Here is a 26220-nt window from a genome sequence, read left to right as displayed (position 1 = left end):
GGTTCCTAGTGAGTCGGCCCGAGGAAGGCCAGCCATCGGCGTTCGGCGAGGCGGAACAGGCCGACCAGCGCGAAGGTAATGGTCAGGTAGATCAGCGCGGCGATGCCGAACGACTGAAAGGTCAAGAATGTCGCCGAGTTGGCGTCCCGCGCAACTTTCAGGATGTCGGGGATGGTCGCGGTGAAGGCCACGGTGGTCGAGTGCAGCATCAGGATCACTTCATTGCTGTAGTACGGCAACGAACGGCGCAGCGCCGAAGGCATGATCACGTAGGCATACAGCTTCCAGCCCGTCAGTCCGTAGGCCTTGGCCGCTTCGACTTCACCATGGTTCATGCTGCGGATCGCCCCGGCGAAAATCTCCGTGGTGTAGGCGCAGGTGTTCAGGGCAAAGGCGAGGATCGTGCAGTTCATCGCATCGCGGAAGAAACTGTCGAGCAAAGGCTGCGCTCGTACCGCCGCCAGGCTGTAGATCCCGGTGTAGCAGATCAGCAGCTGGATATACAACGGCGTGCCCCGGAACAGGTAAGTGTAGAACTGCACCGGCCAGCGAATGTAGAAGTGCGATGAAACCCGAGCGATCGACAATGGAATCGACACCAGGAAACCAAAGAAAATCGACGCGCTGAGCAGCCACATCGTCATCGCCAGCCCGGTTATGTTGTTGCCGTCGGTATAAAGGAAGGCCTTCCAGTATTCCTGCAGAAGTTCGATCATCGTACGGCCTCCCGGGCACCGGCGGCGTAGCGACGTTCAAGCCAACGCAAAATGAAGTTGGAAGCACTGGTGATCAGCAGATAGATCAAGGCAGCGAGAACCAGGAAGTAGAACAGTTGATAAGTGCTTTTACCGGCGTCCTGCGCGGCTTTGACCAGATCGGCGAGGCCAATGATCGACACCAGCGCGGTGGCCTTGAGCATCACCATCCAGTTGTTGCCGATGCCCGGCAAGGCAAAGCGCATCATTTGCGGGAACACCACGAAACGAAAACGCTGGCCACGCTTGAGGCCATAGGCGGTGGCCGCTTCGACCTGACCGCGCGGTACGGCGAGGATCGCGCCACGGAAGGTCTCGGTGAAATACGCCCCATAAATGAAGCCCAGGGTCAGCACCCCGGCGCTGAACGGGTCGATTTCGATGTATTCCCATTCCATGTAGTCGGTGAGCGAAGTCAGCCAGGTTTGCAGGCTGTAGAAGATCAGCAGCATCAGCACCAGATCCGGCACCCCGCGAATCAGCGTGGTGTAGAGCTGGGCTGGCAGGCGCACCAGTTTGACTTTGGACAGCTTGGCACTGGCGCCGATCAGGCCGAGCAACACGGCCACCAGCAGCGACAACGCCGATAATTTGATGGTCATCCAGGTGCCTTCCAACAGCAAAGGACCGAAGCCCTTGAGGCTGAAGGCGGAGAGCCCCAGATTTTGTAAGAGGTTTTCGAACATAAATCAGCAACCTGAGCGGATGGAAAAGGCGCCCATCGAGTGATGGGCGCCGGGGCATTATTTGCCGCTGTACAGGTTCAGATCGCCAAAGTGTTTCTTTTGAATCTCGGCGTATTTGCCATCATCGTGTAACGCTTTGATACCTTTATCTAAAAGGGCCTTCAGCTCAGTGTTACCTTTCTTAATACCGACAGCGGTCTTGGCTGGCAGCAATTCGCTGTCGACTGGCTTGCTGACGTCATAGTCGGCGCCCTGTGGCGACTTCAAAAAGCCCAGTTCGGCTTGCAGCATGTCCTGAATGCCCGCGTCGAGACGGCCGGAAGTCAGGTCGGAATACACCTGGTCCTGGTTCTGATAGGCCTGGGTTTTCACGCCGGCCTTGTCCAGCACGGCTTTGGCGTAGGCTTCCTGAATGGTGCCTTGCTCGTAGCCGACGGTTTTGCCTTTCAGGGACGCGACGTCTGCAGTGATACCGGAACCTTTCTTGAACACATAAGCGGTCGGGCCGGAGAACAGTTCGCTGGAGAAGTCGATGACTTTTTCGCGGGCCGGGGTCACGGTCATCGACGAGATCACACCGTCGAATTTATTGGCTTTCAGGCCCGGAATCATGCCGTCGAAGTCGCTTTCGACCCACTTGCACTTGACCTTCAGTTCGGCGCAGATCGCGTTACCCAGGTCGATATCGAAGCCCACCAGGCTGCCGTCGGCCGCTTTCGACTCAAACGGTGCGTACGAAGGGTCAACGCCAAAGCGCAGCTCTTTGTATTCCTTGGCCAGCGCGGAGCCGGCGGCCATGCACAACGCCAGTGCAGAAAGGGTCAGCAATGCTTTTTTCATTATTCAATCCCTAAGAACCAATATGAGCGCTTGTGGCGCAGAATTATTGTTACTGGAACGCGTACGACACATAGAAAGTAGCAATTTCCGAACCAGAGTCCCGAACAAGTGTTTTAAAAGGTGGCGCAAGGATGGCGAGGCGGGGATTGGTGCACGGAAACGGGCGCGGTAAATGCGTTGCACCAAGATGGCTCGTTTGCGCGGTTCACAGTGCTTTTGTGGCGAGGGGATTTATCCCCGTTGGGCGCGCTGCGCCTCCCCGACAGCCCGGTAAATGCGTGATCGGGATTTGCGACTGCTTCGCAGTCGAACGGGGATGAATCCCCTCGCCACAGATGATCTCTCGCTGGCGGTTATTTATTCCTACGCGTGTCGCTGTCCCGGAAAACCGGGTCACGCCAACAGATCCTGTAACGTCGCCAGGCTATCGGCCTCTTCCACGGTCTTGTCCTGGCGCCAGCGCAGCATGCGCGGGAAACGCACGGCAATGCCACTTTTATGTCGACGCGAAAGGGCAATGCCTTCGAACCCCAACTCGAACACCAGGCTCGGTTTCACGCTGCTGACCGGGCCGAACTTTTCCACGGTGGTCTTGCGCACGATGCTGTCGACCTGGCGCATTTCCTCATCGGTCAGCCCGGAATAGGCCTTGGCAAACGGCACCAGTGACCGCTCGCTCGACTCCGGCGGGCCGTCCCACACCGCGAAGGTGTAATCGCTGTACAGACTGGCGCGTCGACCATGGCCGCGTTGCGCGTAGATCAGCACCGCGTCGACACTGAACGGGTCGACTTTCCACTTCCACCACACGCCCATGTCCTTGGTGCGGCCGACGCCGTATAACGCGTCGCGGGCCTTGAGCATCATGCCCTCGACTCCCAGCCGTCGCGACGCTTCGCGCTGGCGGGCGAGGTCGAACCAGTCGGTGCCGGTCAACACAGGGGAGGGCAATAACACCGGGCTGTTGCACCGGGCGATTAGCGCTTCCAGTTGTGCGCGGCGCTCGACCTGCGGCCGGTTGCGCCAGTCCTCACCCTGCCATTCCAGCAAGTCGTAGGCGAGCACCACCACCGGCACCTCTTCGAGAATCTTCTTGTCGAGGGTCTTGCGACCGATGCGTTGTTGCAGCAAGGCAAAGGGTTGCACCGCCGGTGGTTCGGTCGATTGCGGATCGAAAGCGTCTTCAGTGCGCGGATGCGTACTTTTCCACACGACGATTTCGCCATCGACCACCGTGCCTTCCGGCAAACCGTGTACCAGCACATCAAGCTCGGGAAAACGTTCGGTCACCAGTTCCTCGCCGCGCGACCACAGCCACAAACGCCCTTCGCGCTTGACCACCTGCGCGCGGATGCCATCCCACTTCCATTCCACCTGCCAGTTGCTCACAGGGCCGATCAGTGCTTCGAACTCCTCGACCGGTTGCGACAAGGCATGGGCGAGGAAAAACGGGTACGGCTGCCCGCCGCGCAGGGCGTGCTCGTCGGCCGATTCTGCGGCGATCAGTTTCAGATAGCTGGCCGCGTTCGGCCGGTTCGACAGGTCGGTGTAACCCACCAGCCGCTGCGCCACGCGTTTGCTGTCGAGCCCGGCCATGGAGGCCAGGGCGCGAGTGACCAGCAGTTTCGACACCCCCACGCGGAAACTGCCGGTGATCAGCTTGATGCACAACATCAGGCTCGGTCGGTCCAGTTGCGCCCACAGCGCTGGCAACTGGCGGGTGAGGTATTCCGGGGTTTCACCGCGCAATGGCAGCAGTTTGTCTTCGACCCACTCGGCCAGCCCGGCCTCGGAGCTGTGCGGGTTTTCCGGCAGTACCAGCGAAATGGTTTCCGCCAGATCGCCGACCGCCTGGTAGCTCTCTTCGAACAGCCAGGGTGCAAGCCCCGAGACCTCGACGGCCAATTCGCGCAGGATGCGCACCGGCACCAGTTGCCGTGGACGACCGCCGGACAGAAAGTACACCGCCCAGGCGGCGTCCTGCGGTGCAGCCTGGGCGAAGTAATGTTGCATGGCCGCCAGTTTGGCGTTGCTGGACGTGGTGGCGTCGAGTTCGGCGTACAACTCGGCAAAGGCTTTCATGCTTGTACCTCGGCAATAACCGGGTCGGCGCCGATGTTCTCCTCTTCGTCATCGCCGTATTCGGTGCTGAAACCCTGCGCGTCCAGGCCCTGTTCGCGCAGATGACGCACCAGCACGCTGATCGAGCCGTGGGTGACCATCACCCGTTCGGCACCGGTCTGGTTGATGGCCCAGAGCAGTCCGGGCCAGTCGGCGTGATCGGACAGCACGAAGCCGCGATCCACGCCACGTCGCCGACGAGTGCCGCGCAGGCGCATCCAGCCGCTGGCGAAGGCGTCGCTGAAATCACCAAAACGCCGCATCCAGGTGCTGCCACCGGCCGACGGCGGGGCGATGACCAAGGCCTGACGCATGATCGGGTCGGACTTTTTCACATCGCCGGCGTAGATCGTCGGCGGCAGGTACACCCCGGCTTCGCGGTAGACCCGGTTCAGCGGTTCAACCGCGCCATGACTGAGGATCGGCCCGAGGCTGGCGTCGATGCCATGCAGAATGCGCTGGGCCTTGCCGAACGAATAGCAGAACAACACGCTGGCCTTGCCGGCGGCGATGTTCGCCTGCCACCACTGGTTGATCTCGCTGAACACCTGCGCCTGCGGCTGCCAGCGGTAGATCGGCAGGCCGAAGGTCGATTCGGTGATGAAGGTATGGCATCGCACCGGCTCGAACGGCGCGCAAGTGCCGTCCGGTTCGATCTTGTAATCGCCGGACGCGACCCAGACTTCGCCGCCGTACTCCAGACGCACCTGCGCCGAACCGAGCACATGGCCCGCCGGGTGAAAACTCAAGGTAACGCCGTGGTGGGTCAGGCGCTGGCCGTAGGCGAGGGTCTGCAGATTGATGTCCTGACCCAGTCGCGCACGCAAAATCCCTTCGCTGGCGCTGCTGGCCAGGTAATGCTGGTTGCCGTTACGGGCGTGATCGCCGTGGGCATGGGTGATGACCGAGCGTTCGACGGGACGCCACGGGTCAATATAGAAATCGCCTGCCGGGCAATACAAACCTTCGGGGCGCGCGATAACAAGGTCCATGTCGTTACCAGAATGGGGGGCTTGTTAGCTATGAGGCGGGCGCGAGTCCGGAAGTTCTATCGACTTTGAAAAGCCCCCTCACCCCAGCCCTCTCCCTGTATGTACCGGACACATGGTGGACAGGTGTTCGGAGACATGGTGGACACTTTTTAATAGGCACATTGCTCATCACTAAGGAGATGACCTGTGTCTTGGGAAGAGGTGTCCACTGTGCAGCTTCGTTCAGAATTCGTGCTTTTGGCTCGGCAAGAAGGGGCCAATGTCCGGCAGCTTTGCCGTCGATTTAATATCAGCCCAAGCACCGCCTATAAATGGCTTAACAGGTTTGAAAACCTGGGTGCAGAAGGACTGAACGATCAGTCTCGACGACCGAAGACATCACCCAAGCGATGTGCTGATGAGGTTGAACAGCAGATTCTGACCGTGAGTCAGGAGTACGCGGCCTGGGGCGCTCGCAAGCTCAAACGTGTGTTGGAAGACAATGGCTTAGTGATGCCTTCAGTCAGTACCGTGCATGCGGTTTTACAGCGTCATTCACGCGTTGATCCAAAGGCCGCCGAGATCAAACCGTTTATCCGTTTTGAGCATGAAGCGCCCAACGATCTTTGGCAGATGGACTTCAAGGGCATATCAGTCTGGGTCAGGGGCGTTGCCATCCGTTGACGATACTGGACGATCATTCGCGGTTTTCACTGTGCATCGCGGCGTGTATCAATGAGCAGCGCGACACCGTCCAGGAGCATCTGGTCCGGGCCTTTCGGCGCTATGGCCTGCCTTTGCGCATGACGATGGACAACGGCTCTCCATGGGGTGATCAGACAGGCGTTTATACCGCGCTGGAGGTCTGGCTGATGAGTCAAGGCATCAAGGTCGGCCACTCTCGACCTTATCATCCGCAAACCCAAGGAAAGCTGGAACGCTTCCACCGCAGTCTGAAAAATGAAGTTCTCCAGGGTCAGCACTTTAACGATCTCAACAGCGCGCAACGGGCGTTTGATATCTGGCGTGATATTTACAACCAGAAGCGCCCGCATCAAGCGCTGGACATGCAGGTTCCTGCTACTCGGTACAGCAGCAGCTCAAGGGAATATCAGGAGCAACCCGCAGCGCCGGAGTACGACGATGGTGATGTGGTCAGGAAGGTTCAGGTAAAGGGCGAGATCTACTGGAGGAACCGTGAATACACAGTCGGGAAAGCTTTTTACGGGAAGTCAGTAGCTATCCGGGAAACGACGGAGGACGGCATCCACGATGTCTACTGGAGTAGACATCGCATCGCCCGAATCGACTTGAACTTGCAGATCGTTACAGCAGGTAAGAAGATCTAAAACCGTCCACCATGTCTCCGAACATGTGTCCACCATGTCTCCGGTACATACACTCCCGGAGGGAGAGGGGGCCGACCGAGGTGTCTGGTGAATTACATCGACCTGAAAGACCGAGTTGATTATGGGTTCGGCAAAGCCCGAACCGAGTCGAATATGGGTTCGGCAAAGCCTGAACCGAGTTGATTCTGGATTCGGCAGTGCCCGTTCAGCTCGGCGCATGACTCCAGCAACCCCCCATCAACCCCTCTTCCGGAGGGAGAGGGGGCCGACCGAGGTGTCTGGTGAATTACATCGACCTGAAAGACCGAGTCGATTCTGGATTCGGCAGTGCCCGTTCAGCTCGGCGCATGACTTCAGCAACCCCCAATCAGTCCCCTCTCCCTTTGGGAGAGGGTTAGGGTGAGGGGCTCTTGATGTTTGGCTTATTTGCCGGGGGTGAGGGTCAGGCGGGTTTTGCCGTACACCCGGTCAAAGTTCTGCGGCTGCATCGGCAAACCGATGTACTGCCCCTTCAGCCATGCATCGACACCGTTGAGGTAGTTCGGGCTGACCGGGTTCCCCGACTGGCCGGTACCGTTCTGCCCCATCAGCGGTTCAGCCTGACCAAAGTCGACGATGAAGCGCATCGACGGCGCGCGGGTGGTAGTGAAGTCCTGGCCCCAGGCGAACGCGGCGGTATTCAGGGTGGTGTGATCGCCCCCGGCTGCCAGCGGTCCGCGAACGGTCTGGCCATTGGCGTTTTTCCACGCGTAGCTATGCAGTTTGCCCCACTGCCAGGCCCGGTGATCGCCACCCAGTTGACCGTCGCCAGCGCTGATCGCCGCCGCGAGACTGCGGGCGAGGATCACGGCTTTGTCTTCTTTCTGCGGCGTGCGAATGTCGTCCCAGAACGGACTGTCCTCACGGCCGAGCAAGTGATCGGCCTGGGCCGCGTAAGACAAGTCGCCGTTGGCGATGAACGCTTTCCACGCCGGGCTCGATTCAGGGCCCAGTTCGTCGAGGAAGATCTGTTTCATGCTTTCTTGCAGGAACAGTTCGTAGATCGCCGCATCGGCCGAAGTCGGGCTGAGTTTGCCGTCGAATGCCATCAAGCGGGTGAACGCCTCTCGGGCCTTGTTGCGCTGCGCTTCCGGCAGGGCGTCGATCGCCTGTTTCAGCGGTTGCTTCATGCCCGGCGCTTCGAACATTTTTTTCAGTTTGGCGGCAAACGTGGTGGTCTGGTCGTACTGCATGGCGATCACGCTGCGGCCGTCATGTTTGCCGCTGCCGGCCAGTTCCGCCAGACGCTCGCCACGTTCCGGCGCCGCCCAGGAGTTCGACAGTTGCATGCCGTAACCGTGAGGAATCACCCGCTGGTTGGCGGTGCCGAGCCAGCCTTGCGCCGGGTCCTGATCGTACGGGTGCAGCATCGGGTCGGCGTAACCGTCCCAATCGTAACGACCTTCCCAGCCCGGCGACGGCAGCAGGCCTTCGCCTTCACGGCGGTTGGGGAAACGCCCGGTGACTTGCCAGCCAATGTTGCTGGCGTCGGCGAACACCAGGTTCAGGGCAATGGCGCGGATCTCGCGGCTCGCGTCCGAGGCACGTTCAACGTTCTGCGCACGGGTCAGGTCAAAAAACGCGTCCAGCGACTTGTCGTCGGTGAAACTCGGTGTTTGCAGAGCCAGGCCAAAACCGTTGCCCTGTGCCGCGGCCTGGGCACTGTTGAGCAGTGCGCCGTGGCGGGTTTCGTACACCGCTTCGCGAATCGGCCGCTGGCCTTTGACGAAATAGGTTTCGTTGCGCACGCCCAGCGGCTGCCATTTGCCATTGACCTCGTAGGTCAGGCTGTTGCCCTGACGACGGATTTTTTCCAGGAACAGGTCCTGGTTGTCGCCGAGCACGCTGGTGGCGCTCCACGCAACTCTGCCGTTGAAGCCGCCGAGCACCATCGGCAAACCGGCAACGGTGACACCGGCGGCCTGATACTTCGGTGCGCGGATCTGCACGAAGGTCCACAGCGACGGCGCCGCCAGTGGGCCATGGCTGTCGCTGGCGAGAAGGCTCTTGCCGCTGCGGCTGCGTTGCGGGGCGATGGCCCAATTGTTCGACGAGGTGGTGCCGAGCAGGTTCAGCGCCGACAACTGTTGGCTGGCGTTGCTCAGTTCGCTCAGGCCGGGAATCTGTCCGTTCAGTTTCAAGCCTTGCAGCTTGTCGGCCTCAGCCAGCGGCAAATTCTCATCGGGGGCGGACGGCGTCAGCCAGGCGAGTTTGTCGCTGGTTACGGTTTGCGCGAGCACCAGGGATGAGATTTCTTCCGGAAGGTTGGCCGACTGGCTGAAATTCAACAGGGCGAATATCAGCGCCGAGTCTTCCGGTTTCCAGTATTCCGGCTTGTAGCCGCTGGAGGCCAGATCGCCCGGCAGTTTGTCGGCGTAGCGGAACAGGTAGGCGTTGACGCCCCGCGCATAGACTTCGAAGAAGCGCTTGAGCCGTGGCGACGAGGCCTTGTACAGCTCGCCGGCACTTTTCTTCAGGTTGACCGCGCGCATGTAGCGGTCGGCATCGAGCATTGACGCACCGGACATTTCCGCGAGACGGCCCTGAGCCAACAGGCGCAGGGTGACCATCTGGTTGATGCGGTCGCTGGCGTGCACGTAACCGAGGGTGAACAGCGCGTCATGGAAACTGTTGCTTTCGATCAACGGCATGCCCATGGCATTGCGTCGCACCGACACGTTCTGCGCCAGGCCCTTGAGCGGTTGCACGCCGGAGGTGGGCGGGAGGGTGTCCTGGGCGTTCCAGGTCTGGCACCCGGACAGGCCCAAAACACCGGCCACTGCTGCGGCAACGCCGAACCGGGGAAGAAAATGTGTAAGGGCTGGCGAGGCCATGGCAAAGCTCCTGCGGGGGTAGCGTCAGTAAAGGCGCTACGTTAGTGAGCAGGAGGGTGCCGCGCAAGCGGGGGCGGGGGTTATTTCTCGATTTGTCAGACGAACCTTTACCTGAGGACAACACAAGACCTGTGGCGAGGGGATAAATCCCCTCGCCACAATGAATTCAATCAGGCTTTGGGCGGGTTGATCTGCTGCACCAGGGCATACGCCTTGACCGTCGCCGGACGATCCTTGATGTGATTGAACCAGCGCAGCACATGCGGGAAGTCCTCAAGGTTCTGGCTCTGCCATTTATGCGAGACGATCCACGGGTAGATCGCCATGTCGGCGATGCTGTACTCGCTGCCGGCGACGAATGCGTGGTCGGCCAGTTGCTTGTTCAACACGCCATAGAGGCGCGCGGTTTCGTCGATGTAGCGCTTGATCGCGTAGGGGATTTTTTCCGCGGCGAACTGGCTGAAGTGATGATTCTGCCCCGCCATTGGCCCCAGCCCGCCCATTTGCCAGAACAGCCATTGCAACGCCGTTTGCCGACCCCGCAGATCCTTGGGCAGGAAGAGCCCGGTCTTTTCCGCCAGATACAGCAGGATGGCCCCCGACTCGAACAGCGACAGCGGCTCGCCGCCATCGGCCGGTTCATGGTCGACGATGGCCGGGATTCGGTTGTTCGGAGCGATTTTCAGAAAGTGCGGCTGGAATTGCTCACCCTGACTGATGTTGATCGGGTGCACGTTGTACGGCAGGTCGGCTTCTTCGAGAAACAGCGAGATCTTGTGGCCGTTGGGGGTGGTCCAGTAATACAGGTCGATCATGGAAAGCTCCAAATCAGAAATGGACTTGCGTGCAGCCAACGTCGGCGTCGAGTCGTCCCGTGTGCGTTCGATCGCTTGCCTAGCAGGAAGAGGTGATGCTGAACTAGGGGGAATTCAATGACCCCTCGTGAGAAAAATCGCCATGGAACTTCAGGCCAACGCTGCGCTGATCATCATCGACCAGCAACAAGGCATTCTGGAACCGCGTCTGGGGCGGCGGAACAATCCGCAGGCCGAAGAGCGAATCCTCGATTTGCTCGGATTCTGGCGTCGCAACGCGCGGCCGGTGGTTCATGTGCAGCATCTGTCGCATTCGCCGGACTCGGTGTTCTGGCCGCAACAGTCAGGCGTGGAGTTTCAGCAGCGGTTTTTGCCGCAGGATGGCGAGTGGCTGATACAGAAACGCGTGCCGGATGCCTTTTGTGGCACCGGGCTGGAGGCACGGTTGAATGAGGCGGGGATCGGGCAGTTGATCATCGTTGGCGTGGCCACCCACAACTCGGTGGAGTCCACGGCGCGCGCGGCGGGCAATCTGGGGTTCGACGCGTGGGTGGTGGAGGATGCGTGCTTTACCTTCGACAAGGCCGATTATTTCGGCACGTTGCGCACGGCTGAAGAGGTGCACGGGATGTCGCTGGGGAATTTGCAGGGGGAGTATGCGACGGTGGTCAGTGCGAAGCAGATTCTCGCGGCGGGCTGAAAATCTTTGCCCTGTGTACCGGCCCCTTCGCGAGCAAGCTCGCTCACACAGGGCGATTGCATTCCATCTGAAGAAACCCGCTCACCTGCAGGCGTGAGCCTGCTCGCGATAGCGGTCTGTCAGGCGCCAGCGATGTTGAATGTGCTGCCGTCATCGCGAGCAGGCTCACTCCTACAGTCAATTGCATTCCAACGGGAGGAACTCGATCACTGTCGGAGCTGGCTTGCCAGCGATGGCGGAGTATCAGGCGAAGGCGCTCTTCGCCTGGCGCATCACGCGCCGTGGCACTTCTTGAATTTCTTGCCGTTGCCGCATGGGCACGGATCGTTGCGGCCGACGTCTTTCAAGGCGTTGCGCACCGGTTCCTGGTGGGCGTGGCCGCAGTTCGGGCCGTGGACATGGCCATGATCGTGGTGATGGTCATGATCATGATCGTGGTTGCAGTCAGGGCCATGGACATGAGGTTGCTGGGTCATCGGTGTTGCTCCGGAATTAGATCGGCGGGGATTATCACGCCATTGCGTTCAAGGTGCACGTAGTGAGCGATGAATAAACCGGTTTCCATTTCGCCCTGTAACCGATAAGGAATCGGCTGGTTCGAATTTTTCAGCATTTTCACCACCTCCTTGACCTGCGGCCACAGGTTGGTGCGGATCGGCACCTTGAAGTAGGCGCTGCGTTTGGGCCCCACCGTGAACCAGTGTTCATGTTCACCCTCGGCCAGCAGCAGGTCGTCCAGATGAATGCGGTATTCCAGGCCGCGCACGGTCAGGTCGCTGTCGTTGGGGTTGTCGATGCGAAAGTGCAGGATGAATTTCTGTTCGAGCAGTTTTGCCCGTACCACCTCGACGTTCACCAGGTGCACCGCGGGGTCGACACTGTCGTCGCTGAACCACGAAGCGCAGCCGCCCAGACTCAGGGTCAGCATCAAGGTGAAGAGCTGGAATGTGCGCCAACGACCGAGCATGGTTGAACTCCTTTTGCTGCCAGTCTAGACGCTGAAAGATCGCCGCCTGCATGAGATGGCGTTCTCTGCAGGCGCTGCCGCAGGCTGCGATCTGTTGATCCTATACGCCGAAATACCCCGCACAGCACTTCTTGAATTTCTGCCCGCTGGCACAAGGACACGCATCGTTGCGTCCCAGTTTCAACTGCACGGTCGGGTCGATGAAGTACCAGCGCCCGGCGTTTTGCACGAACGATGAGCGCTCGCGGTGACTGTGTTCGCCCTGGCTGTCGTGCCAGCGTGCAGTGAAGGTGACGAAGGCGTGCTCCGGCTGGCCGCCGAAGACTTCCGAGCTTTCCACGTCGAGGCCGAGCCAGGTGCTCTGCGCACTCCAGGCACTGATTGCCTGACGATCCAGCCCCGCTTGCTGGGCGGGCAGGGTGGTCGCCACCAGATAGTCGATCAGACCCAGCACATAGGCGCTGTAGCGCGAGCGCATCAGCGCCTCGGCGCAAGGCGCCGGGTGGCCGGCGTGATAGTGACCGCAGCAGGCGTCCAGCAGATTACCGCTGCCGCACGGGCAAATGGCTGTACTCATTGCATTACCACCAGTATTTCCCGAAGTTTTCCGGATTGGCCCAGAACCGCGAGTTGAGCCAGTCGGGGACTTGTTTGTAGTCAAGCAGATCGTAAGTGAACAGGGTCAGCACCTGATCGTCACGCTGGAAGCGCTCGCTGGCCTGCAGTGCCAGCGAATAGAAATCGGTTTCCTGCCAGCCGCTGGCCGTCAGATCCGAGAGCACCGCGATGCGGCTGGCGTTGAGGTTACGAATGCCGCCCAACAGGTTCAGGCCATCGCGCTTGGGCAAATGTTCCAGGCAATCGACCACCAGCGCCAGGTCGAAACGCCGCGCGGCCAGTTCCGCTGGCAAGGCGCCGGGCGCGGCATGCGCCACGCAGGTGTCCGGGTGCGCTTGCTTGAATGCGCTCAGCGCCGGGAATTCACTGGCACCGATCAACAGCAGACGCGCCGGGGCGTAGCGATCCAGCAAAGCGGCCAACGCCTGTTGTGGTGTGCGGGAAGAAATGGCGACGTTCATCAATGCTCCTCAATCAGACTGCCAAGACTAGCCTGCCTGACTGCGCCGGCAAAGCGCGCTGCGACGCCGGTTTGCGGTAAATGCGGGGAAAGTCCTGTGAACACGGTCGCAAACAGCAATGGCCTATTGCTGGCGGAGATTAAAACTCCGGTCTTTACTCCCTGAATCGGTTCTAAGCCGATCCCTCAGGAGAAAACCAGATGAGCATAGTTCGGACAGCATTACCTTTGATTCTGCTAACCAGTGTGTTGACTGGTTGCGCAGGTTTACAGAAAACCGACTGGCCGACCTGTGCGGCGGTCGGTGGTGTTGTCGGTGCCGGTCTCGGCGCGACGGAAAGTTCGGCGTGGGCCGGCTACGGTGCGTTGCTGGTCGGCGGCACGGCAGCGGCCTATTGCTGGGTACATGGTGATGGCGACGAAGACGGCGATGGCGTGCCGGACAGTCGCGACAAGTGTCCGGGCACGCCTAAAGGCGTACAGGTCGACGCTGACGGTTGCCCTCCACCAGCCCCTGCGCCGGTGGTTGAAGAAGCGGTAGTGGTCAAGGAAGAAACCATTGTCATCCGTGATGTGCACTTCCAGTTCGACAAAGCCACGCTGACCGGCCCTGACAAGCAAGTACTCGACAAAGTCGCCACTCGCCTGAAACAGGAATCCTCCAACGCGCAACTGACCGTGACCGGTCATACCGACAGTGTGGGCAGCGATGCCTACAACAAGAAACTGTCGGATCGTCGTGCGCATTCGGTGGTGGAATACCTGATCCAGCAGGGTGTGCCACGCGCCAGCTTCGTTTCGGTGTCCGGCATGGGTGAAAGCCAGCCAGTGGCCGATAACAAAACCGCTGACGGTCGCGCGCAAAACCGTCGTACCGAAATCAAAATCGTCCGCTAGACCTCTCGCATCCGCGGCTTGTGCAGTCGCGGATGCGGGTCTTTACTCCTGTGTAACCGGTATGGGCCGGTGACACAGGAGCTTTCAAAATGACTGTTTTCTCAAGGTCCGTCTTGCCGGTGCTGCTGCTAGGCAGCTTGCTCACCGGTTGCGCTACTCACAGCGATGGCACTGCACCCCTCAATCAACGTACGTGGCCGATTTGCAGCCTGATCGGCGGGCTGGTCGGCGGCGGTCTTGGCGCCATCGAAAGTGGTGGCTGGGCTGGCGGTGGCGCAGCGCTGGGGATCCTCACCGGCGGACTGATCTGTTATGCCCAGGACGGCGATGAAGACGGCGATGGCGTGTTCGACCGCCGCGACCGTTGCCCGGACACCCCGGCCAATACCCCGGTCGATCACCGTGGTTGCCCGCTGCCGCAATACCCGGTCACTGTAAAAGCCCCCGAACCTGCGCCGCAATCGGAAGTCATCACCCTCAGCGATGCCGGCAACGTGCTGTTCGATTTCGACAAATCTGATCTGACGCCGGCCGCGAAAGCCCAGCTCGATACGCTGATGGACAAGCTGCGCAACGCCGATGTGGTCAGCATCAAAGTCATCGGCCATACCGACAGCAAAGGTTCGGATGCCTATAACCAGGCACTGTCGGAGCGGCGTGCCAGCAGTGTGGCGGCGTATCTGCTGAGCCAGGGCCTGGAACCGGGCAAGCTGACCAGTGAAGGGCGTGGCGAGAGCGAGCCGGTCGCCGACAACGCGACGGACGAGGGACGGGCGAAAAACCGTCGGGTGGAGTTGCATATCAATCGCTAGGACTTGTCTGTAGTCCGCAGGCTAGAGCTGCCGGGCGACGATCATCGTCGAACCGGCAGCGATCCGACGACTGACAAAAGTTTTTTCATTTTTCCCTCTGGCTTATCCCCCGTCTAAGCCGTTACTGTGCGCCCAAAGAATAATTCCGACACGGGGGAGCGTATGAAGGTTTTCTGGGGGCTGGGGCGCTTGTTGACCCTGCTGTTCTGGTGCGTGGTGGTGGTCAATCTGCTGGTGCCTTTTGTGCATCCGCTGCACTTGCTGGTCAATCTGGCTGGCGCCTTGTTGCTGGCGCTGCATGTTCTGCAGTTGCTGTTCTGTCGCCTCAAGGGGCGTCCCAACCCGTGGCGTGACCGTCTGCGGATCCTGTTGTTCGGCGTATTTCACCTGCAAACCATCCCGGCCCCGGCCGCTCCGGAGGCTTCTTCCCATGCGTAAACTCTGCTTGCTCGCTGCATTGATCAGTCCCTTGGCCTGTGCCCAGGTGGTCAGCGTCGAACCCAATTCCCTGATGCGTTTGCCCAATACCGTCAGCACTTTGCAGCTCGAACGTCTGGACGTGGCCGATTACGGTACTTTGCTGATTCCCGCCAACGTGACCGAGCTGACCGTGGGCCAATTGCGTCTTGGCCATGAAGCGCGCATTGCGATCGTTCCGGCTGAACAGGCGCTGGAATTGAAAGTGGCCCGTGCCGAACTGAGCGAAGGCAGCCAGATCACCGCGCGCGGGGCGCCAGGAACTTTTGAAAAAGCCGCCCGTGCGGGGCGCAATCTGAATCTGCAATTCAAGGCGTTGAACGCGCCGCAACTGTTGGTCGATGCCCGTGGCGGCACCGGTGCGCCGGGTTTTGTCGGCCTCGATGGCGGTAACGGCGAAGACCCGGGCTGCACCTATGGCGCGGCCGGGCACGGTTTCGATGGCAGTAACGGCAGCGATGGCCAACCGGGCGCACCGGGTGCGCTGGTGCGTCTTGAAGTGCCACGCGAGTTTCCGGCTGAGCTGATCAAGGTCAACGTGGCTGGCGGTGCCGGTGGCCCGGCGGGTGTTGGCGGCAAAGCAGGGAAGGGCGGCAAATCCAAGGGCTGCCTGGTGTATCGCGCCGATGGCGGCAAAAATGGCAAGGCCGGGGCTGATGGCCAGCCTGGGCCGGCGGGCGCGGCGGGTGCTGTGACTGTGCAACGTCTCTGAACGTTTTACCCTCACCCAGCCCACTCCCCGAGGGAGAGGGCTGGGGTGAGGCGACTCAGGCTATCCATCGACCTGAAAAACCGTGTCGATTATGGATTCAAAGCAGATATTTCAAGTCGGCGTAATTCTCCAATACCCCCCCATTCAGTCCCCTCTCCCTCCGGGAGTGTATGTACCGGACACATGGTGGACAGGTGTTCGGAGACATGGTGGACACTTTTTAATAGGCACATTGCTCATCACTAAGGAGATGACCTGTGTCTTGGGAAGAGGTGTCCACTGTGCAGCTTCGTTCAGAATTCGTGCTTTTGGCTCGGCAAGAAGGGGCCAATGTCCGGCAGCTTTGCCGTCGATTTAATATCAGCCCAAGCACCGCCTATAAATGGCTTAACAGGTTTGAAAACCTGGGTGCAGAAGGACTGAACGATCAGTCTCGACGACCGAAGACATCACCCAAGCGATGTGCTGATGAGGTTGAACAGCAGATTCTGACCGTGAGTCAGGAGTACGCGGCCTGGGGCGCTCGCAAGCTCAAACGTGTGTTGGAAGACAATGGCTTAGTGATGCCTTCAGTCAGTACCGTGCATGCGGTTTTACAGCGTCATTCACGCGTTGATCCAAAGGCCGCCGAGATCAAACCGTTTATCCGTTTTGAGCATGAAGCGCCCAACGATCTTTGGCAGATGGACTTCAAGGGCATATCAGTCTGGGTCAGGGGCGTTGCCATCCGTTGACGATACTGGACGATCATTCGCGGTTTTCACTGTGCATCGCGGCGTGTATCAATGAGCAGCGCGACACCGTCCAGGAGCATCTGGTCCGGGCCTTTCGGCGCTATGGCCTGCCTTTGCGCATGACGATGGACAACGGCTCTCCATGGGGTGATCAGACAGGCGTTTATACCGCGCTGGAGGTCTGGCTGATGAGTCAAGGCATCAAGGTCGGCCACTCTCGACCTTATCATCCGCAAACCCAGGGAAAGCTGGAACGCTTCCACCGCAGTCTGAAAAATGAAGTTCTCCAGGGTCAGCACTTTAACGATCTCAACAGCGCGCAACGGGCGTTTGATATCTGGCGTGATATTTACAACCAGAAGCGCCCGCATCAAGCGCTGGACATGCAGGTTCCTGCTACTCGGTACAGCAGCAGCTCAAGGGAATATCAGGAGCAACCCGCAGCGCCGGAGTACGACGATGGTGATGTGGTCAGGAAGGTTCAGGTAAAGGGCGAGATCTACTGGAGGAACCGTGAATACACAGTCGGGAAAGCTTTTTACGGGAAGTCAGTAGCTATCCGGGAAACGACGGAGGACGGCATCCACGATGTCTACTGGAGTAGACATCGCATCGCCCGAATCGACTTGAACTTGCAGATCGTTACAGCAGGTAAGAAGATCTAAAACCGTCCACCATGTCTCCGAACATGTGTCCACCATGTCTCCGGTACATACAGGGAGGAGAGGGCTGGGGTGAGGTGACTCAGACTATCCATCGACCTGAAAAACCGAGTCGATTATGGATTCAAAGCCAATCCTCCAGGTCGGTGTAACTCTTCAATATCCCCCATTCAGTCCCCTCTCCCTCCGGGAGAGGGTTAGGGTGAGGGGCTTTTGATTTTCAGATCATCGGTCTTGCCGCCGCAATCGCCACCAGCACCAACCCGACAATCAGATTGATCCCTACCACCCGGCGAATCCGCCCCAGGACCGCCGCACCCGCCGGCCAGTCCTTCGCGTCCACTGCTTTGCGCAGTTCCGGTAGCATCAAGCCCTGAATCCGGATGAACAGCGCGGTCATCACCACATACAAGCCCATCATCACCTGCACGTACTTCGGTGCGGTTTCGAACCCCACGTGCTGCAAATGCAACATGCCCACGCCGCTGATCGGCAGCAGGATCACCGCGACCCACACCCAGCGGAAAAAACCTTGAAACACTTCCACCCACAAGGTCAGGCGGGCTGGACCGTCGAGGGCCTTTACCGCCGCCGGGCGCAGGACCATCCAGGCGAAAAACATGCCGCCGACCCAGACCAGGGCGGACAGGACATGCAGCGGATAAACGAGGCTAAAAGGTGTCATTGGGGTACTCCGTTCTGCGCGGGATCGATTCGCGGGGTATGATAGCCGCCGAACCGAACCACTGAAAATTTATCCAGCATTTTTGCGCCCGACACTCAATGATCAGCACTGAACTCAAAACCACGATCCAGGGCGCCTATTCGCGTTTTCTTGAAGCCAAGAGCCTCAAACCGCGTTACGGCCAGCGCCTGATGATCGCTGAAATCGTCAAAGTCCTCGGGGATATCGACACCGATGACGAAGGCCGGCGCAGTGGCGACCCCGCGATTGTCGCGGTGGAAGCCGGCACCGGTACCGGCAAGACCGTGGCCTACAGCCTTGCGGCGATCCCGACGGCGAAGCTGGCCGGCAAGCGTCTGGTGATCGCCACCGCGACCGTGGCCCTGCAAGAGCAGATCGTCTACAAGGACTTGCCCGACCTGATGCGCAACAGCGGGCTGAACTTCAGCTTCGCCCTGGCCAAGGGTCGGGGCCGCTACATGTGCCTGTCCAAGCTCGACATGTTGCTGCAGGAAGGGCACGCGCAAACCGCCACTGCGCAGTTGTTCGAAGAAGAAGGTTTCAAGATCGAGGTCGACGAGGCCAGTCAGAAGCTGTTCACCAGCATGATCGAAAAGCTCGCCGGCAATAAGTGGGACGGCGACCGCGACAGCTGGCCCAATGCGCTGGAAGATGCCGACTGGGCGCGTCTGACCACCGATCACAGCCAGTGCACCAACCGCCATTGCCCGAACTTCGGCCAGTGCGCCTTCTACAAGGCTCGCGAAGGCATGGGCAAGGTCGACGTGATCGTCACCAACCACGATATGGTGCTGGCTGACCTGGCCCTCGGCGGCGGTGCGGTGTTGCCGGACCCACGCGACACCATTTACGTGTTCGACGAAGGTCATCATCTGCCGGACAAGGCCATCGGCCACTTCGCTCATTACACGCGCCTGCGTTCCACCGCCGACTGGCTGGAAACCACCGCGAAAAACCTCACCAAACTGTTGGCCCAGCATCCGTTGCCGGGGGATCTCGGCAAGCTGATCGAGCAAGTGCCCGAGCTGGCGCGGGAGATCAAGACCCAGCAGCAGTTCATGTTCACCGCGTGCGAGCAGATTGCCGATTTCAAACCCGGCGAAGACGTCGAAGGTCGCGAGCGGCCACGCCATCGTTTCGTCGGCGGGGTGATTCCCGAGCACATGCGCGAGATGGGCATCGAGCTGAAGAAGGGCTACTCGCGGCTCAATGACCTGTTCACCCGTCTGACCGACCTGCTCAAGGAAGGCATGGACGGCGAGGTCAATATCGGCATCGCCAGCAATCAGGCCGAAGAGTGGTATCCGCTGTTCGGCAGCCTGTTGTCCCGTGCCTCGGGCAATTGGGAGCTGTGGACCGCCTTCACCGCCGAAGACCCGGAAGACAGCCCGCCGATGGCCCGCTGGCTGACGCTGGCCGAAAGCGGTTCGCTGTTCGATATCGAGGTCAACGCCAGCCCGATTCTCGCCGCCGAGACCTTGCGCCGCAGCTTGTGGAACGTGGCTTACGGTTGTCTGGTGACGTCGGCAACCCTGACCGCGCTGGGCACGTTCGACCGTTTTCGCATGCGTGCCGGCCTGCCGAAAAAAGCCGTCACCGCTGTGGTGCCGAGCCCGTTCCATCACGCCGACGCCGGCGTGTTGCGGGTCCCCGACCTGAAGGCCGACCCGCGCGATGCCGCCGCTCACACCGCCGCGATCATCCGTGAGTTGCCGGATCTGGTCGAAGGCTCGCGCGGTACGCTGGTGTTGTTCTCCTCGCGTAAACAGATGCAGGACGTGTTCGACGGCCTCGACCGCGACTGGCGCAAGCAAGTGTTCATTCAAGGTAACCTGTCGAAACAGGAAACCCTGAACAAGCACAAGGCGCGGGTCGATGGCGGCGATTCCAGCGTGCTGTTCGGCCTCGCCAGTTTTGCCGAAGGGGTGGACTTGCCGGGCGCCTACTGCGAACACGTGGTGATTGCCAAGATTCCGTTCTCGGTACCGGACGATCCAGTCGAGGCGGCGTTGTCGGAGTGGATCGAGGCCCGTGGTGGCAATCCATTCATGGAAATCTCGGTGCCGGACGCCTCGCTGAAACTGGTCCAGGCCTGCGGTCGCTTGCTGCGTACCGAAGAAGACCGCGGCACCATCACCTTGCTGGATCGCCGTCTGGTCACCCAGCGCTACGGCAAAGCGATCCTCAATGCGTTGCCGCCATTCCGTCGTGAAATATCCTGAGACAACGGTGGGCAGTTTTGCCCGCCGCGCTGTCTATCTCTCTGCCATGCTTTTCCATTGGCCCTTTGGTCGTTAGGGAGAACTCCGTTCTTATGATTCGCCGCTCGTTGCCTGCCGTGTTTGCCTTGATCTTCGCCGCGCCGTTGTTGGCGGCGCCTGCCGGTCAGCAGACCCTGTTCAACTTCGTTCGCCCCGCCGACGTGGTGAAAGTCGTCACCGAAAACACTGACCTGCCACAAGCCAATGCCGAACAGACCCAGGAAGGTGAAGTGCTGCGCCGGGTGACGTTCAACCCGGTAGCCCGCCCGACCCTGCGCCTGACCCCGCAGACCGGTGCATGGGACTGGTCGCAGTCCGGGATGATGAGCCTGCGGCTGCAAAGCGCAATGAACTGGGCCGTGACGGTCTACGTGCAAATCCAGAGCAACAACGGGCAGACGCTGACCAGTCGCGTCGACCTGCCAGCAGGGCCGGCACAAACCCTGCTGGTGCCGCTGGTGGCGACCTCGCCGCTGAGCCAGGGCATGAAGGCCGGGCCGCCGATGCCGGTGACCGTCGATGGCCAGCGGATTCTGTTGGCCAGCAGCAGCGGCGAGCTGGATCGCAGCCAGGTGGTGTCGGTCAGTCTGTCGATGGATCAGCCGAAAGTGCCTCAAAGCCTGCTGCTCGAACGTTTCGGCGTACAGGACGGCGATGCGGTGACGCAGGCCGTGTACGGCAATCTGGTGGACGCCTACGGGCAGTCGACCCGTAGCAGATGGCCGGAAAAGGTCACCAGCGACGAACAACTCAAATCTGCTGCCGCCAAAGAGCAGCAACAGCTGAAAACCTGGCTGGCCGAACGCGCAAAGTCCTCGCTGGACAAGTTTGGCGGCTGGAACAAGGGCCCGACGTTCAAGGCCAGCGGCTTCTTCCGCACCGAGAAACGTGACGGGCGCTGGTATCTGGTGACCCCTGAGGGCCATCCGTTCTACTCCCTCGGCGTCAACACCGTCAGCCCGGACGTCAACCAGACATACGTGGCCGGTCGCGAATACATGTTCGAATCCCTGCCCAAACCCGACGAACCGCTCGCCAGCCATTTCGGCGAAGGCGATAACCGGGGCGGCAATGGTTCCGATCAGGGCCGCGGTTACGGCAACGGGCGCTGGTACGACTTTTATGCCGCCAACCTGCAGCGGGTCTACGGCGAACCGTGCAAATCGGCCAGTATCGGCGCATCCGGTGTCGCGGCAGCGGCGAAGACGCAAGCCGCCGAAAGCGTTGCCGCCAACACCGCAGAGCCTGCCGCTGTGCCGACTGAGCCGAAGGCCGGGGTTGCCGAAGCGGCGCAGACCGATGCTGCGCAAGCGACGAACGCCAACGCAGCCGCGCCCTGCACAGCCGCCCTCGATGAGCAGCAATGGGCCAGCCACACCCTTGATCGCCTGCAAGCCTGGGGCTTCAACACGGTTGGCAACTGGAGTGCGCCGCAGTTGGGCGACGCCGAGCGCGTACCGTACACCTTGCCGTTGTCGATCGTCGGCGATTACACCAGCATCAGCACGGGCAGCGACTGGTGGGGCGGCATGCCGGATCCGTTCGATCCACGCTTCGCCATGGCCACCGAACGTGCCGTGGCGATTGCCGCCCGTGATCACCGCGACGATCCCTGGCTGATCGGCTACTTTGCCGACAACGAACTGGCCTGGGCCGGCCCCGGTGACGATCCGCAATCGCGCTACGCGCTGGCCTACGGCACGTTGAAAATGACCACCGACGTGCCGGCCAAACGCGCGTTCCTCAAGCAACTGCGCGACAAATACCGTAATCAGGCGGGGCTGTCGAAGGCATGGGGCATTGATCTGCCGGCTTGGGAACTGATGGAAGACCCGGGCTTCGTGCCGCCGCTGCCGAACCCTGAACACCCGGAAATCGAGGCCGACTTCAAGTACTTCCAGAAGGTCTTTGCCGACACCTACTTCAAAACCATTTCCGACTCGCTGAAATGGCACGCGCCCAATCAGCTGCTGCTCGGCGGCCGTTTCGCCACCAGCACTCCGGAAGCCGTGGCCTCCTGCGCGCAGTATTGCGATGTGTTGAGTTTCAACATGTACACGCTCAAGCCACAGGACGGCTATGACTTCGCCGCGCTGGGTGCCCTCGACAAACCGGTCTTGATCACCGAGTTCAACTTCGGCTCGACCGATCGCGGCCCGTTCTGGGGCGGCGTGACGCAGTTGAGCCGGGAAGAAGATCGCGGACCGGCCTACGCCAACTTCCTCAAGCAGGCGTTGAGTGAACCGTCGATTGTCGGTGTGCACTGGTTCCAGTATCTGGATCAGCCGGTGACCGGGCGTCTGCTCGATGGCGAGAACGGGCACTTCGGACTGGTCGGGGTGACGGATCTGCCGTATCAGGGGTTTGTCGAGACTGTGCGCAAAAGCAACCTGCAGGCGCTTGATCAGTTGGGCAAGGAGGCTGAGAAAGCGGCCACTGCGGCGGGGCATGAAGCTGAAGGCGGACGCAAGGGCGAGGCCGGCAAGGGGCCGGGTGCCAGTCATGCGGGTGGGCATTCCGGGAATGGTCACTAAGGTTTAGACCGCGTTAGCGTTCTTCGCGAGCAAGCCCGCTCCCGCATTCAATCGCTGCTGCACTGAAGATCAGTGTGGCAGCGGGCCTGCTCGCGAAGGCGCCAGTAGCCTCACCACAGCATTTAACCGTCTGGCCCGCAGCTGTTCCCAAATCCCTCTAGGGCTGGAACAATGCGGGCCACTTTGTAGAGCGTTTTCGCGGGGGAGTTGCGGGTGCAGATTCAGGGACATTACGAGCTTCAATTCGAAGCGGTGCGCGAAGCCTTTGCCGCACTGTTCGACGATCCCCAGGAACGCGGCGCAGCCCTGTGCATCAAGGTCGGTGGAGAAACCGTTCTCGACCTCTGGTCCGGCACTGCCGACAAGGATGGTCGCGAGGCCTGGCACAGCGACACCATCGCCAACCTGTTTTCCTGCACCAAAACCTTCACCGCCGTCACCGCGCTACAGCTGGTTGCCGAAGGCAAGTTGCAACTCGATGTTCCGGTTGCGCGCTACTGGCCGGAGTTCGCCGCGGCCGGCAAAGAGTCGGTCACCCTGCGCCAATTGCTCTGCCATCAGGCCGGTCTGCCGGCCTTGCGTGAGTTGCTGGCGCCGGAAGCACTGTACGACTGGCAAACCATGGTCGACGCCCTCGCGGCCGAAGCACCGTGGTGGACGCCGGGCACCGGCCACGGTTATGCCGCAATCACTTACGGCTGGTTGATGGGTGAATTGCTGCGGCGCGCCGACGGTCGCGGGCCCGGGGAGTCCATCGTCGCCCGTGTCGCCAGGCCCCTGGGCCTGGACTTTCACGTTGGCCTGGCCGATGAAGAGTTTCACCGCGTCGCGCATATCGCACGGGGCAAAGGCAATGCCGGGGACGCCGCCGCTCAGCGTCTGCTGCAAGTGACCCTGCGCGAACCGACCGCGATGACCACCCGCGCCTTTACCAATCCGCCCTCGGTGCTTACCAGCACCAACAAACCGGAGTGGCGCCGCATGCAGCAACCGGCGGCCAACGGCCACGGCAACGCACGCAGTCTGGCGGGCTTTTACGCCGGTTTGCTCGATGGCAGCCTGCTCGAGAGCGAGATGCTCGAAGAGCTGACCCGCGAACACAGCCTCGGCGAAGACAAGACTCTGTTGACCCGTACCCGTTTCGGTCTGGGCTGCATGCTCGATCAACCGGACGTGCCGAACGCCACCTATGGCCTCGGCCCGCGGGCGTTCGGCCATCCGGGCGCGGGCGGTTCCATCGGTTTTGCTGATCCTGAGCATGATGTTGCCTTCGGTTTTGTGACAAATACCCTGGGGCCGTACGTCTTGATGGATCCGCGCGCACAGAAGCTCGCGCGGGTGCTTGCCACTTGTCTGTAAAGTTTCATTCGGGGTTCCAGGGCCGGAACCTCATGCGGTTTTTCGATTCAAACCGACTGTTTATCCGGGCGAAAGAGCTCTGATTTTTCCTTACTTCATTTTGTGGATTTTCAATGTCATCTAAAAAGACCCTCGCCCTGGCCCTGTGCGTTGCAATGACCGGTTGTGCACAGACTCCGAAAAACGATGCAGACGGCGGCAGTTGGTGGCCGTTCGGCTCTTCCGACAAAGTCGCGGCCAAAGAGCCAGCACCTGCTCCAGCCCCGTTGAAACCTGCCGCCACTGCACCGGTGGCCAAGACTGAAAGCAGCAGCCACTGGTACTGGCCGTTCGGCAGCTCCGATGATGCAGCGGCCAAGGCTGAGGTGAAACCTGAAGTAAAACCTGCAGCCAAAACCCCGGTTGCAGTGGCCAAGACCGATGCCGACACCGGCAGCAAGTGGTGGTGGCCGTTCGGCGGCAAGGATCAGTCCACTGCCAAAGTAGTGCCGATGCCTGACCCGAAAGTCACCCAGGCCTGGCTGGATGACTACGAGCCACGCCTGCGTGCGGCAATCAAGGACAGCAATCTGCAACTCGAGCGCCGTGACAACGTGCTGGTGGTGATCGCGCCGGTGGAGGGCTCGTTCAACCCGAAGCGTCCGGCCATGTTGCTGCCGGTGACACTCAGCCCGTTCACCAATGTTGCGAAAATTCTCGAAGCTGACCCGAAAACCGCGGTACTGGTGCTCGGTCACAGCGACAACACCGGCGCCGCGCCGGCCAACGTCAAACTCAGCCAGGAGCGCGCCCAGTCCGTGGCGGCGATCTTCCGTCTGAGCGGTTTGCAGCGTGATCGCCTGATGCTGCGCGGCATGGGCGGCGATGCCCCGCGTGCTGCCAACGACAGCGCCGAAGGCCGTGCCCTGAACCGTCGCGTCGAATTGCTGGTGACCCCGCAGAACACCATGGTTGCCCTGTTGAGCAAATACAACATGCCGGCACCGGCACCGACCACGATGATTGCCGCCCAGGACGTCAAGCCTGTAGCCAAGCCGGTAACACCGGCGCCGGCCGCTTCCAAAGCCGCCGTACCTGCAACCAAAAAGGCGCCAGCGAAGAAAGCCGCCGCCAAGGCTCCGGCGAAAAAAGCGGCGGCCAAGGCTCCGGCGAAAACGCCTGCCAAGAAAACCGCTCCAGCCAAAGCGGCGACCACTGACAAGAAAGTCGCCGCCACCGATACTTCCAAGCAGTGATCCGCTAACGAAAAGGAATGCGCCATGACCCAGGCTCTGGCAGATATGCGTCGTGATTACACCCGGGATGGCTTGACCGAGGCGCAAGCCCCGAACGAGCCGTTTGCGTTGTTTCACCAATGGTTTGCCGACGCGGTGAAAACCGAACAGGCGCCCGTGGAGGCCAACGCCATGACCCTGGCCACGGTCGATACGCACGGACGACCGCATTGCCGCATTCTGCTGCTCAAGGGCCTGGACGAGCAGGGGTTCACCTTTTTCACCAACTACGACAGCGCCAAGGGCCAGCATCTGGCGGCTAATCCGTTCGCCGCCATGACGTTCTTCTGGCCAACCCTTGAGCGTCAGGTGCGCATTGAAGGACGGGTGGTGAAAGTCACGCCTGAGGAGTCCGATGCGTATTTTCAGGTGCGTCCACTGGGCAGCCGCCTCGGGGCCTGGGCTTCACCGCAGAGCCGGGTGATCAACGGCCGGGGTGAGCTGGAAGAGTTGCTCAAGGCCACCGAACAGCGCTTCAGCGACACCCAGCCGCATTGCCCGGAACACTGGGGCGGCTACCGCCTGCTGCCCGAGCGCATCGAGTTCTGGCAGGGGCGTTCGAGCCGCCTGCACGATCGCCTCAACTACCGCCTGCAGGGCGCCGACTGGATTCTTGAACGTCTGGCACCCTAGGCAG

Annotated in this window: 22 protein-coding genes and 2 pseudogenes; 12 read left to right on the top strand and 12 right to left on the bottom strand. The window is 60.6% G+C overall.

Annotated elements, in window-relative coordinates:
• Nucleotides 1–5 precede the first annotated feature (5 nt).
• The 5 genes from K5Y35_RS01335 to K5Y35_RS01315 form a co-directional block, all read right to left on the bottom strand.
• On the bottom strand, nt 6–716 hold the full coding sequence (locus tag K5Y35_RS01335; RefSeq protein WP_123465230.1) for an ABC transporter permease: 711 nt from the start codon (nt 714–716) through the stop codon (nt 6–8).
• Nucleotides 713–1441 (bottom strand): ABC transporter permease, encoded by a 729-nt coding sequence (locus K5Y35_RS01330; RefSeq protein ID WP_123465232.1) that lies wholly within the window; start codon nt 1439–1441, stop codon nt 713–715. Before K5Y35_RS01330 ends, K5Y35_RS01335 begins: the two co-directional genes overlap by 4 nt.
• Nucleotides 1442–1498: 57 nt before the next feature.
• The gene (locus tag K5Y35_RS01325) at nt 1499–2281 is read right to left on the bottom strand and encodes a transporter substrate-binding domain-containing protein (protein ID WP_007918608.1); all 783 of its coding nucleotides are present in this window, start codon (nt 2279–2281) and stop codon (nt 1499–1501) included.
• Nucleotides 2282–2674: 393 nt separating this feature from the next.
• Nucleotides 2675–4363, bottom strand: a complete 1689-nt coding sequence (locus tag K5Y35_RS01320) for an ATP-dependent DNA ligase (RefSeq protein WP_222833537.1) — start codon at nt 4361–4363, stop codon at nt 2675–2677.
• Nucleotides 4360–5394 (bottom strand): ligase-associated DNA damage response exonuclease, encoded by a 1035-nt coding sequence (locus K5Y35_RS01315; protein ID WP_222833536.1) that lies wholly within the window; start codon nt 5392–5394, stop codon nt 4360–4362. Before K5Y35_RS01315 ends, K5Y35_RS01320 begins: the two co-directional genes overlap by 4 nt.
• 186 nt (nt 5395–5580) lie before the next feature.
• On the opposite strand from K5Y35_RS01315, the pseudogene K5Y35_RS01310 reads away from it, so the two are divergent.
• Nucleotides 5581–6722 (top strand): annotated as a pseudogene (locus K5Y35_RS01310) (IS481 family transposase).
• Nucleotides 6723–7144: 422 nt separating this feature from the next.
• Here the strand turns inward: K5Y35_RS01310 and K5Y35_RS01305 are convergent.
• Nucleotides 7145–9595 carry a penicillin acylase family protein gene (locus tag K5Y35_RS01305; RefSeq protein ID WP_222833535.1) on the bottom strand — a complete coding sequence of 817 codons (2451 nt, stop codon included), beginning with the start codon at nt 9593–9595 and terminating at the stop codon, nt 7145–7147.
• 170 nt (nt 9596–9765) lie between these two features.
• Nucleotides 9766–10410: a glutathione binding-like protein gene (locus K5Y35_RS01300; RefSeq protein ID WP_222833534.1), complete on the bottom strand. Its 645-nt coding sequence runs from the start codon at nt 10408–10410 to the stop codon at nt 9766–9768.
• Nucleotides 10411–10552: 142 nt separating this feature from the next.
• Here K5Y35_RS01300 and K5Y35_RS01295 point away from each other — a divergent pair, with 142 nt between their 5' ends.
• A complete protein-coding gene (locus K5Y35_RS01295) occupies nt 10553–11110 on the top strand; it encodes a cysteine hydrolase family protein (protein WP_123465242.1) in 558 nt (185 codons plus the stop codon).
• A gap of 272 nt (nt 11111–11382) precedes the next feature.
• Here K5Y35_RS01295 and K5Y35_RS01290 read toward each other — a convergent pair whose 3' ends face one another.
• The 4 genes from K5Y35_RS01290 to K5Y35_RS01275 all read right to left on the bottom strand — a co-directional run bounded on the left by K5Y35_RS01290 (nt 11383) and on the right by K5Y35_RS01275 (nt 13156).
• A complete protein-coding gene (locus K5Y35_RS01290; protein ID WP_030139406.1) occupies nt 11383–11586 on the bottom strand; it encodes an SEC-C metal-binding domain-containing protein in 204 nt (67 codons plus the stop codon).
• A complete protein-coding gene (locus K5Y35_RS01285) occupies nt 11583–12077 on the bottom strand; it encodes an LEA type 2 family protein (protein WP_123465244.1) in 495 nt (164 codons plus the stop codon). The genes K5Y35_RS01290 and K5Y35_RS01285 overlap by 4 nt, the downstream gene beginning before the upstream one ends.
• Nucleotides 12078–12177: 100 nt before the next feature.
• On the bottom strand, nt 12178–12654 hold the full coding sequence (locus K5Y35_RS01280; RefSeq protein ID WP_186744479.1) for a YchJ family protein: 477 nt from the start codon (nt 12652–12654) through the stop codon (nt 12178–12180).
• A gap of 4 nt (nt 12655–12658) precedes the next feature.
• Nucleotides 12659–13156 (bottom strand): DUF6231 family protein, encoded by a 498-nt coding sequence (locus K5Y35_RS01275; protein ID WP_123465248.1) that lies wholly within the window; start codon nt 13154–13156, stop codon nt 12659–12661.
• A gap of 200 nt (nt 13157–13356) precedes the next feature.
• Between K5Y35_RS01275 and K5Y35_RS01270 the strand changes: the two genes are divergently transcribed.
• The 5 genes and pseudogenes from K5Y35_RS01270 (at nt 13357) to K5Y35_RS01250 (ending at nt 17452) form a co-directional block, all read left to right on the top strand.
• Nucleotides 13357–14052: an OmpA family protein gene (locus K5Y35_RS01270; protein WP_123465250.1), complete on the top strand. Its 696-nt coding sequence runs from the start codon at nt 13357–13359 to the stop codon at nt 14050–14052.
• An 89-nt stretch (nt 14053–14141) separates the two neighbouring features.
• A complete protein-coding gene (locus K5Y35_RS01265) occupies nt 14142–14864 on the top strand; it encodes an OmpA family protein (RefSeq protein WP_123465252.1) in 723 nt (240 codons plus the stop codon).
• Between the two features lie 162 nt (nt 14865–15026).
• Complete coding sequence (locus K5Y35_RS01260; RefSeq protein WP_123465254.1) at nt 15027–15302, top strand: DUF1145 domain-containing protein; 276 nt, start codon at nt 15027–15029, stop codon at nt 15300–15302.
• Nucleotides 15295–16053 (top strand): collagen-like protein, encoded by a 759-nt coding sequence (locus tag K5Y35_RS01255; RefSeq protein WP_222833533.1) that lies wholly within the window; start codon nt 15295–15297, stop codon nt 16051–16053. Before K5Y35_RS01260 ends, K5Y35_RS01255 begins: the two co-directional genes overlap by 8 nt.
• 257 nt (nt 16054–16310) lie before the next feature.
• Nucleotides 16311–17452 (top strand): annotated as a pseudogene (locus tag K5Y35_RS01250) (IS481 family transposase).
• 217 nt (nt 17453–17669) lie between these two features.
• Here the strand turns inward: K5Y35_RS01250 and K5Y35_RS01245 are convergent.
• Nucleotides 17670–18134: a CopD family protein gene (locus K5Y35_RS01245; protein WP_123465258.1), complete on the bottom strand. Its 465-nt coding sequence runs from the start codon at nt 18132–18134 to the stop codon at nt 17670–17672.
• A gap of 98 nt (nt 18135–18232) precedes the next feature.
• On the opposite strand from K5Y35_RS01245, the gene dinG reads away from it, so the two are divergent.
• The 5 genes from dinG (at nt 18233) to pdxH (ending at nt 26216) form a co-directional block, all read left to right on the top strand.
• Entirely contained in the window at nt 18233–20377 is a 2145-nt protein-coding gene (gene dinG / locus K5Y35_RS01240) for an ATP-dependent DNA helicase DinG (protein WP_222833532.1), read from the top strand.
• A gap of 92 nt (nt 20378–20469) precedes the next feature.
• Nucleotides 20470–22950, top strand: coding sequence for a beta-galactosidase (locus K5Y35_RS01235; RefSeq protein ID WP_222833531.1), 2481 nt, complete (start codon nt 20470–20472; stop codon nt 22948–22950).
• 213 nt (nt 22951–23163) lie between these two features.
• Nucleotides 23164–24309 (top strand): serine hydrolase domain-containing protein, encoded by a 1146-nt coding sequence (locus K5Y35_RS01230; protein WP_222833530.1) that lies wholly within the window; start codon nt 23164–23166, stop codon nt 24307–24309.
• 113 nt (nt 24310–24422) lie between these two features.
• Nucleotides 24423–25544 carry an OmpA family protein gene (locus tag K5Y35_RS01225; protein WP_123465264.1) on the top strand — a complete coding sequence of 374 codons (1122 nt, stop codon included), beginning with the start codon at nt 24423–24425 and terminating at the stop codon, nt 25542–25544.
• A 24-nt stretch (nt 25545–25568) separates the two neighbouring features.
• Nucleotides 25569–26216, top strand: coding sequence for a pyridoxamine 5'-phosphate oxidase (pdxH, locus tag K5Y35_RS01220; protein WP_123465266.1), 648 nt, complete (start codon nt 25569–25571; stop codon nt 26214–26216).
• Nucleotides 26217–26220 lie beyond the last annotated feature (4 nt).

The sequence above is a fragment of the Pseudomonas sp. SC3(2021) genome (assembly GCF_019856535.1).
GTDB lineage: Bacteria > Pseudomonadota > Gammaproteobacteria > Pseudomonadales > Pseudomonadaceae > Aquipseudomonas > Aquipseudomonas monsensis.
Note: the sequence above shows the minus strand (reverse complement) of the source record. Positions and strands in the feature narration are given on the sequence as shown.

Coding starts and splice junctions, on each gene's coding strand:
- K5Y35_RS01315 (WP_222833536.1), bottom strand. CDS start 5,394: ATGGACCTTGTTATCGCGCGCCCCGAAGGTTTGTATTGCCCGGCAGGC.
- K5Y35_RS01265 (WP_123465252.1), top strand. CDS start 14,142: ATGACTGTTTTCTCAAGGTCCGTCTTGCCGGTGCTGCTGCTAGGCAGC.
- K5Y35_RS01235 (WP_222833531.1), top strand. CDS start 20,470: ATGATTCGCCGCTCGTTGCCTGCCGTGTTTGCCTTGATCTTCGCCGCG.
- dinG (WP_222833532.1), top strand. CDS start 18,233: ATGATCAGCACTGAACTCAAAACCACGATCCAGGGCGCCTATTCGCGT.
- K5Y35_RS01285 (WP_123465244.1), bottom strand. CDS start 12,077: ATGCTCGGTCGTTGGCGCACATTCCAGCTCTTCACCTTGATGCTGACC.
- K5Y35_RS01290 (WP_030139406.1), bottom strand. CDS start 11,586: ATGACCCAGCAACCTCATGTCCATGGCCCTGACTGCAACCACGATCAT.
- K5Y35_RS01225 (WP_123465264.1), top strand. CDS start 24,423: ATGTCATCTAAAAAGACCCTCGCCCTGGCCCTGTGCGTTGCAATGACC.
- pdxH (WP_123465266.1), top strand. CDS start 25,569: ATGACCCAGGCTCTGGCAGATATGCGTCGTGATTACACCCGGGATGGC.
- K5Y35_RS01320 (WP_222833537.1), bottom strand. CDS start 4,363: ATGAAAGCCTTTGCCGAGTTGTACGCCGAACTCGACGCCACCACGTCC.
- K5Y35_RS01325 (WP_007918608.1), bottom strand. CDS start 2,281: ATGAAAAAAGCATTGCTGACCCTTTCTGCACTGGCGTTGTGCATGGCC.
- K5Y35_RS01305 (WP_222833535.1), bottom strand. CDS start 9,595: ATGGCCTCGCCAGCCCTTACACATTTTCTTCCCCGGTTCGGCGTTGCC.
- K5Y35_RS01280 (WP_186744479.1), bottom strand. CDS start 12,654: ATGAGTACAGCCATTTGCCCGTGCGGCAGCGGTAATCTGCTGGACGCC.
- K5Y35_RS01335 (WP_123465230.1), bottom strand. CDS start 716: ATGATCGAACTTCTGCAGGAATACTGGAAGGCCTTCCTTTATACCGAC.
- K5Y35_RS01270 (WP_123465250.1), top strand. CDS start 13,357: ATGAGCATAGTTCGGACAGCATTACCTTTGATTCTGCTAACCAGTGTG.
- K5Y35_RS01295 (WP_123465242.1), top strand. CDS start 10,553: ATGGAACTTCAGGCCAACGCTGCGCTGATCATCATCGACCAGCAACAA.
- K5Y35_RS01255 (WP_222833533.1), top strand. CDS start 15,295: ATGCGTAAACTCTGCTTGCTCGCTGCATTGATCAGTCCCTTGGCCTGT.
- K5Y35_RS01330 (WP_123465232.1), bottom strand. CDS start 1,441: ATGTTCGAAAACCTCTTACAAAATCTGGGGCTCTCCGCCTTCAGCCTC.
- K5Y35_RS01245 (WP_123465258.1), bottom strand. CDS start 18,134: ATGACACCTTTTAGCCTCGTTTATCCGCTGCATGTCCTGTCCGCCCTG.
- K5Y35_RS01300 (WP_222833534.1), bottom strand. CDS start 10,410: ATGATCGACCTGTATTACTGGACCACCCCCAACGGCCACAAGATCTCG.
- K5Y35_RS01260 (WP_123465254.1), top strand. CDS start 15,027: ATGAAGGTTTTCTGGGGGCTGGGGCGCTTGTTGACCCTGCTGTTCTGG.
- K5Y35_RS01275 (WP_123465248.1), bottom strand. CDS start 13,156: ATGAACGTCGCCATTTCTTCCCGCACACCACAACAGGCGTTGGCCGCT.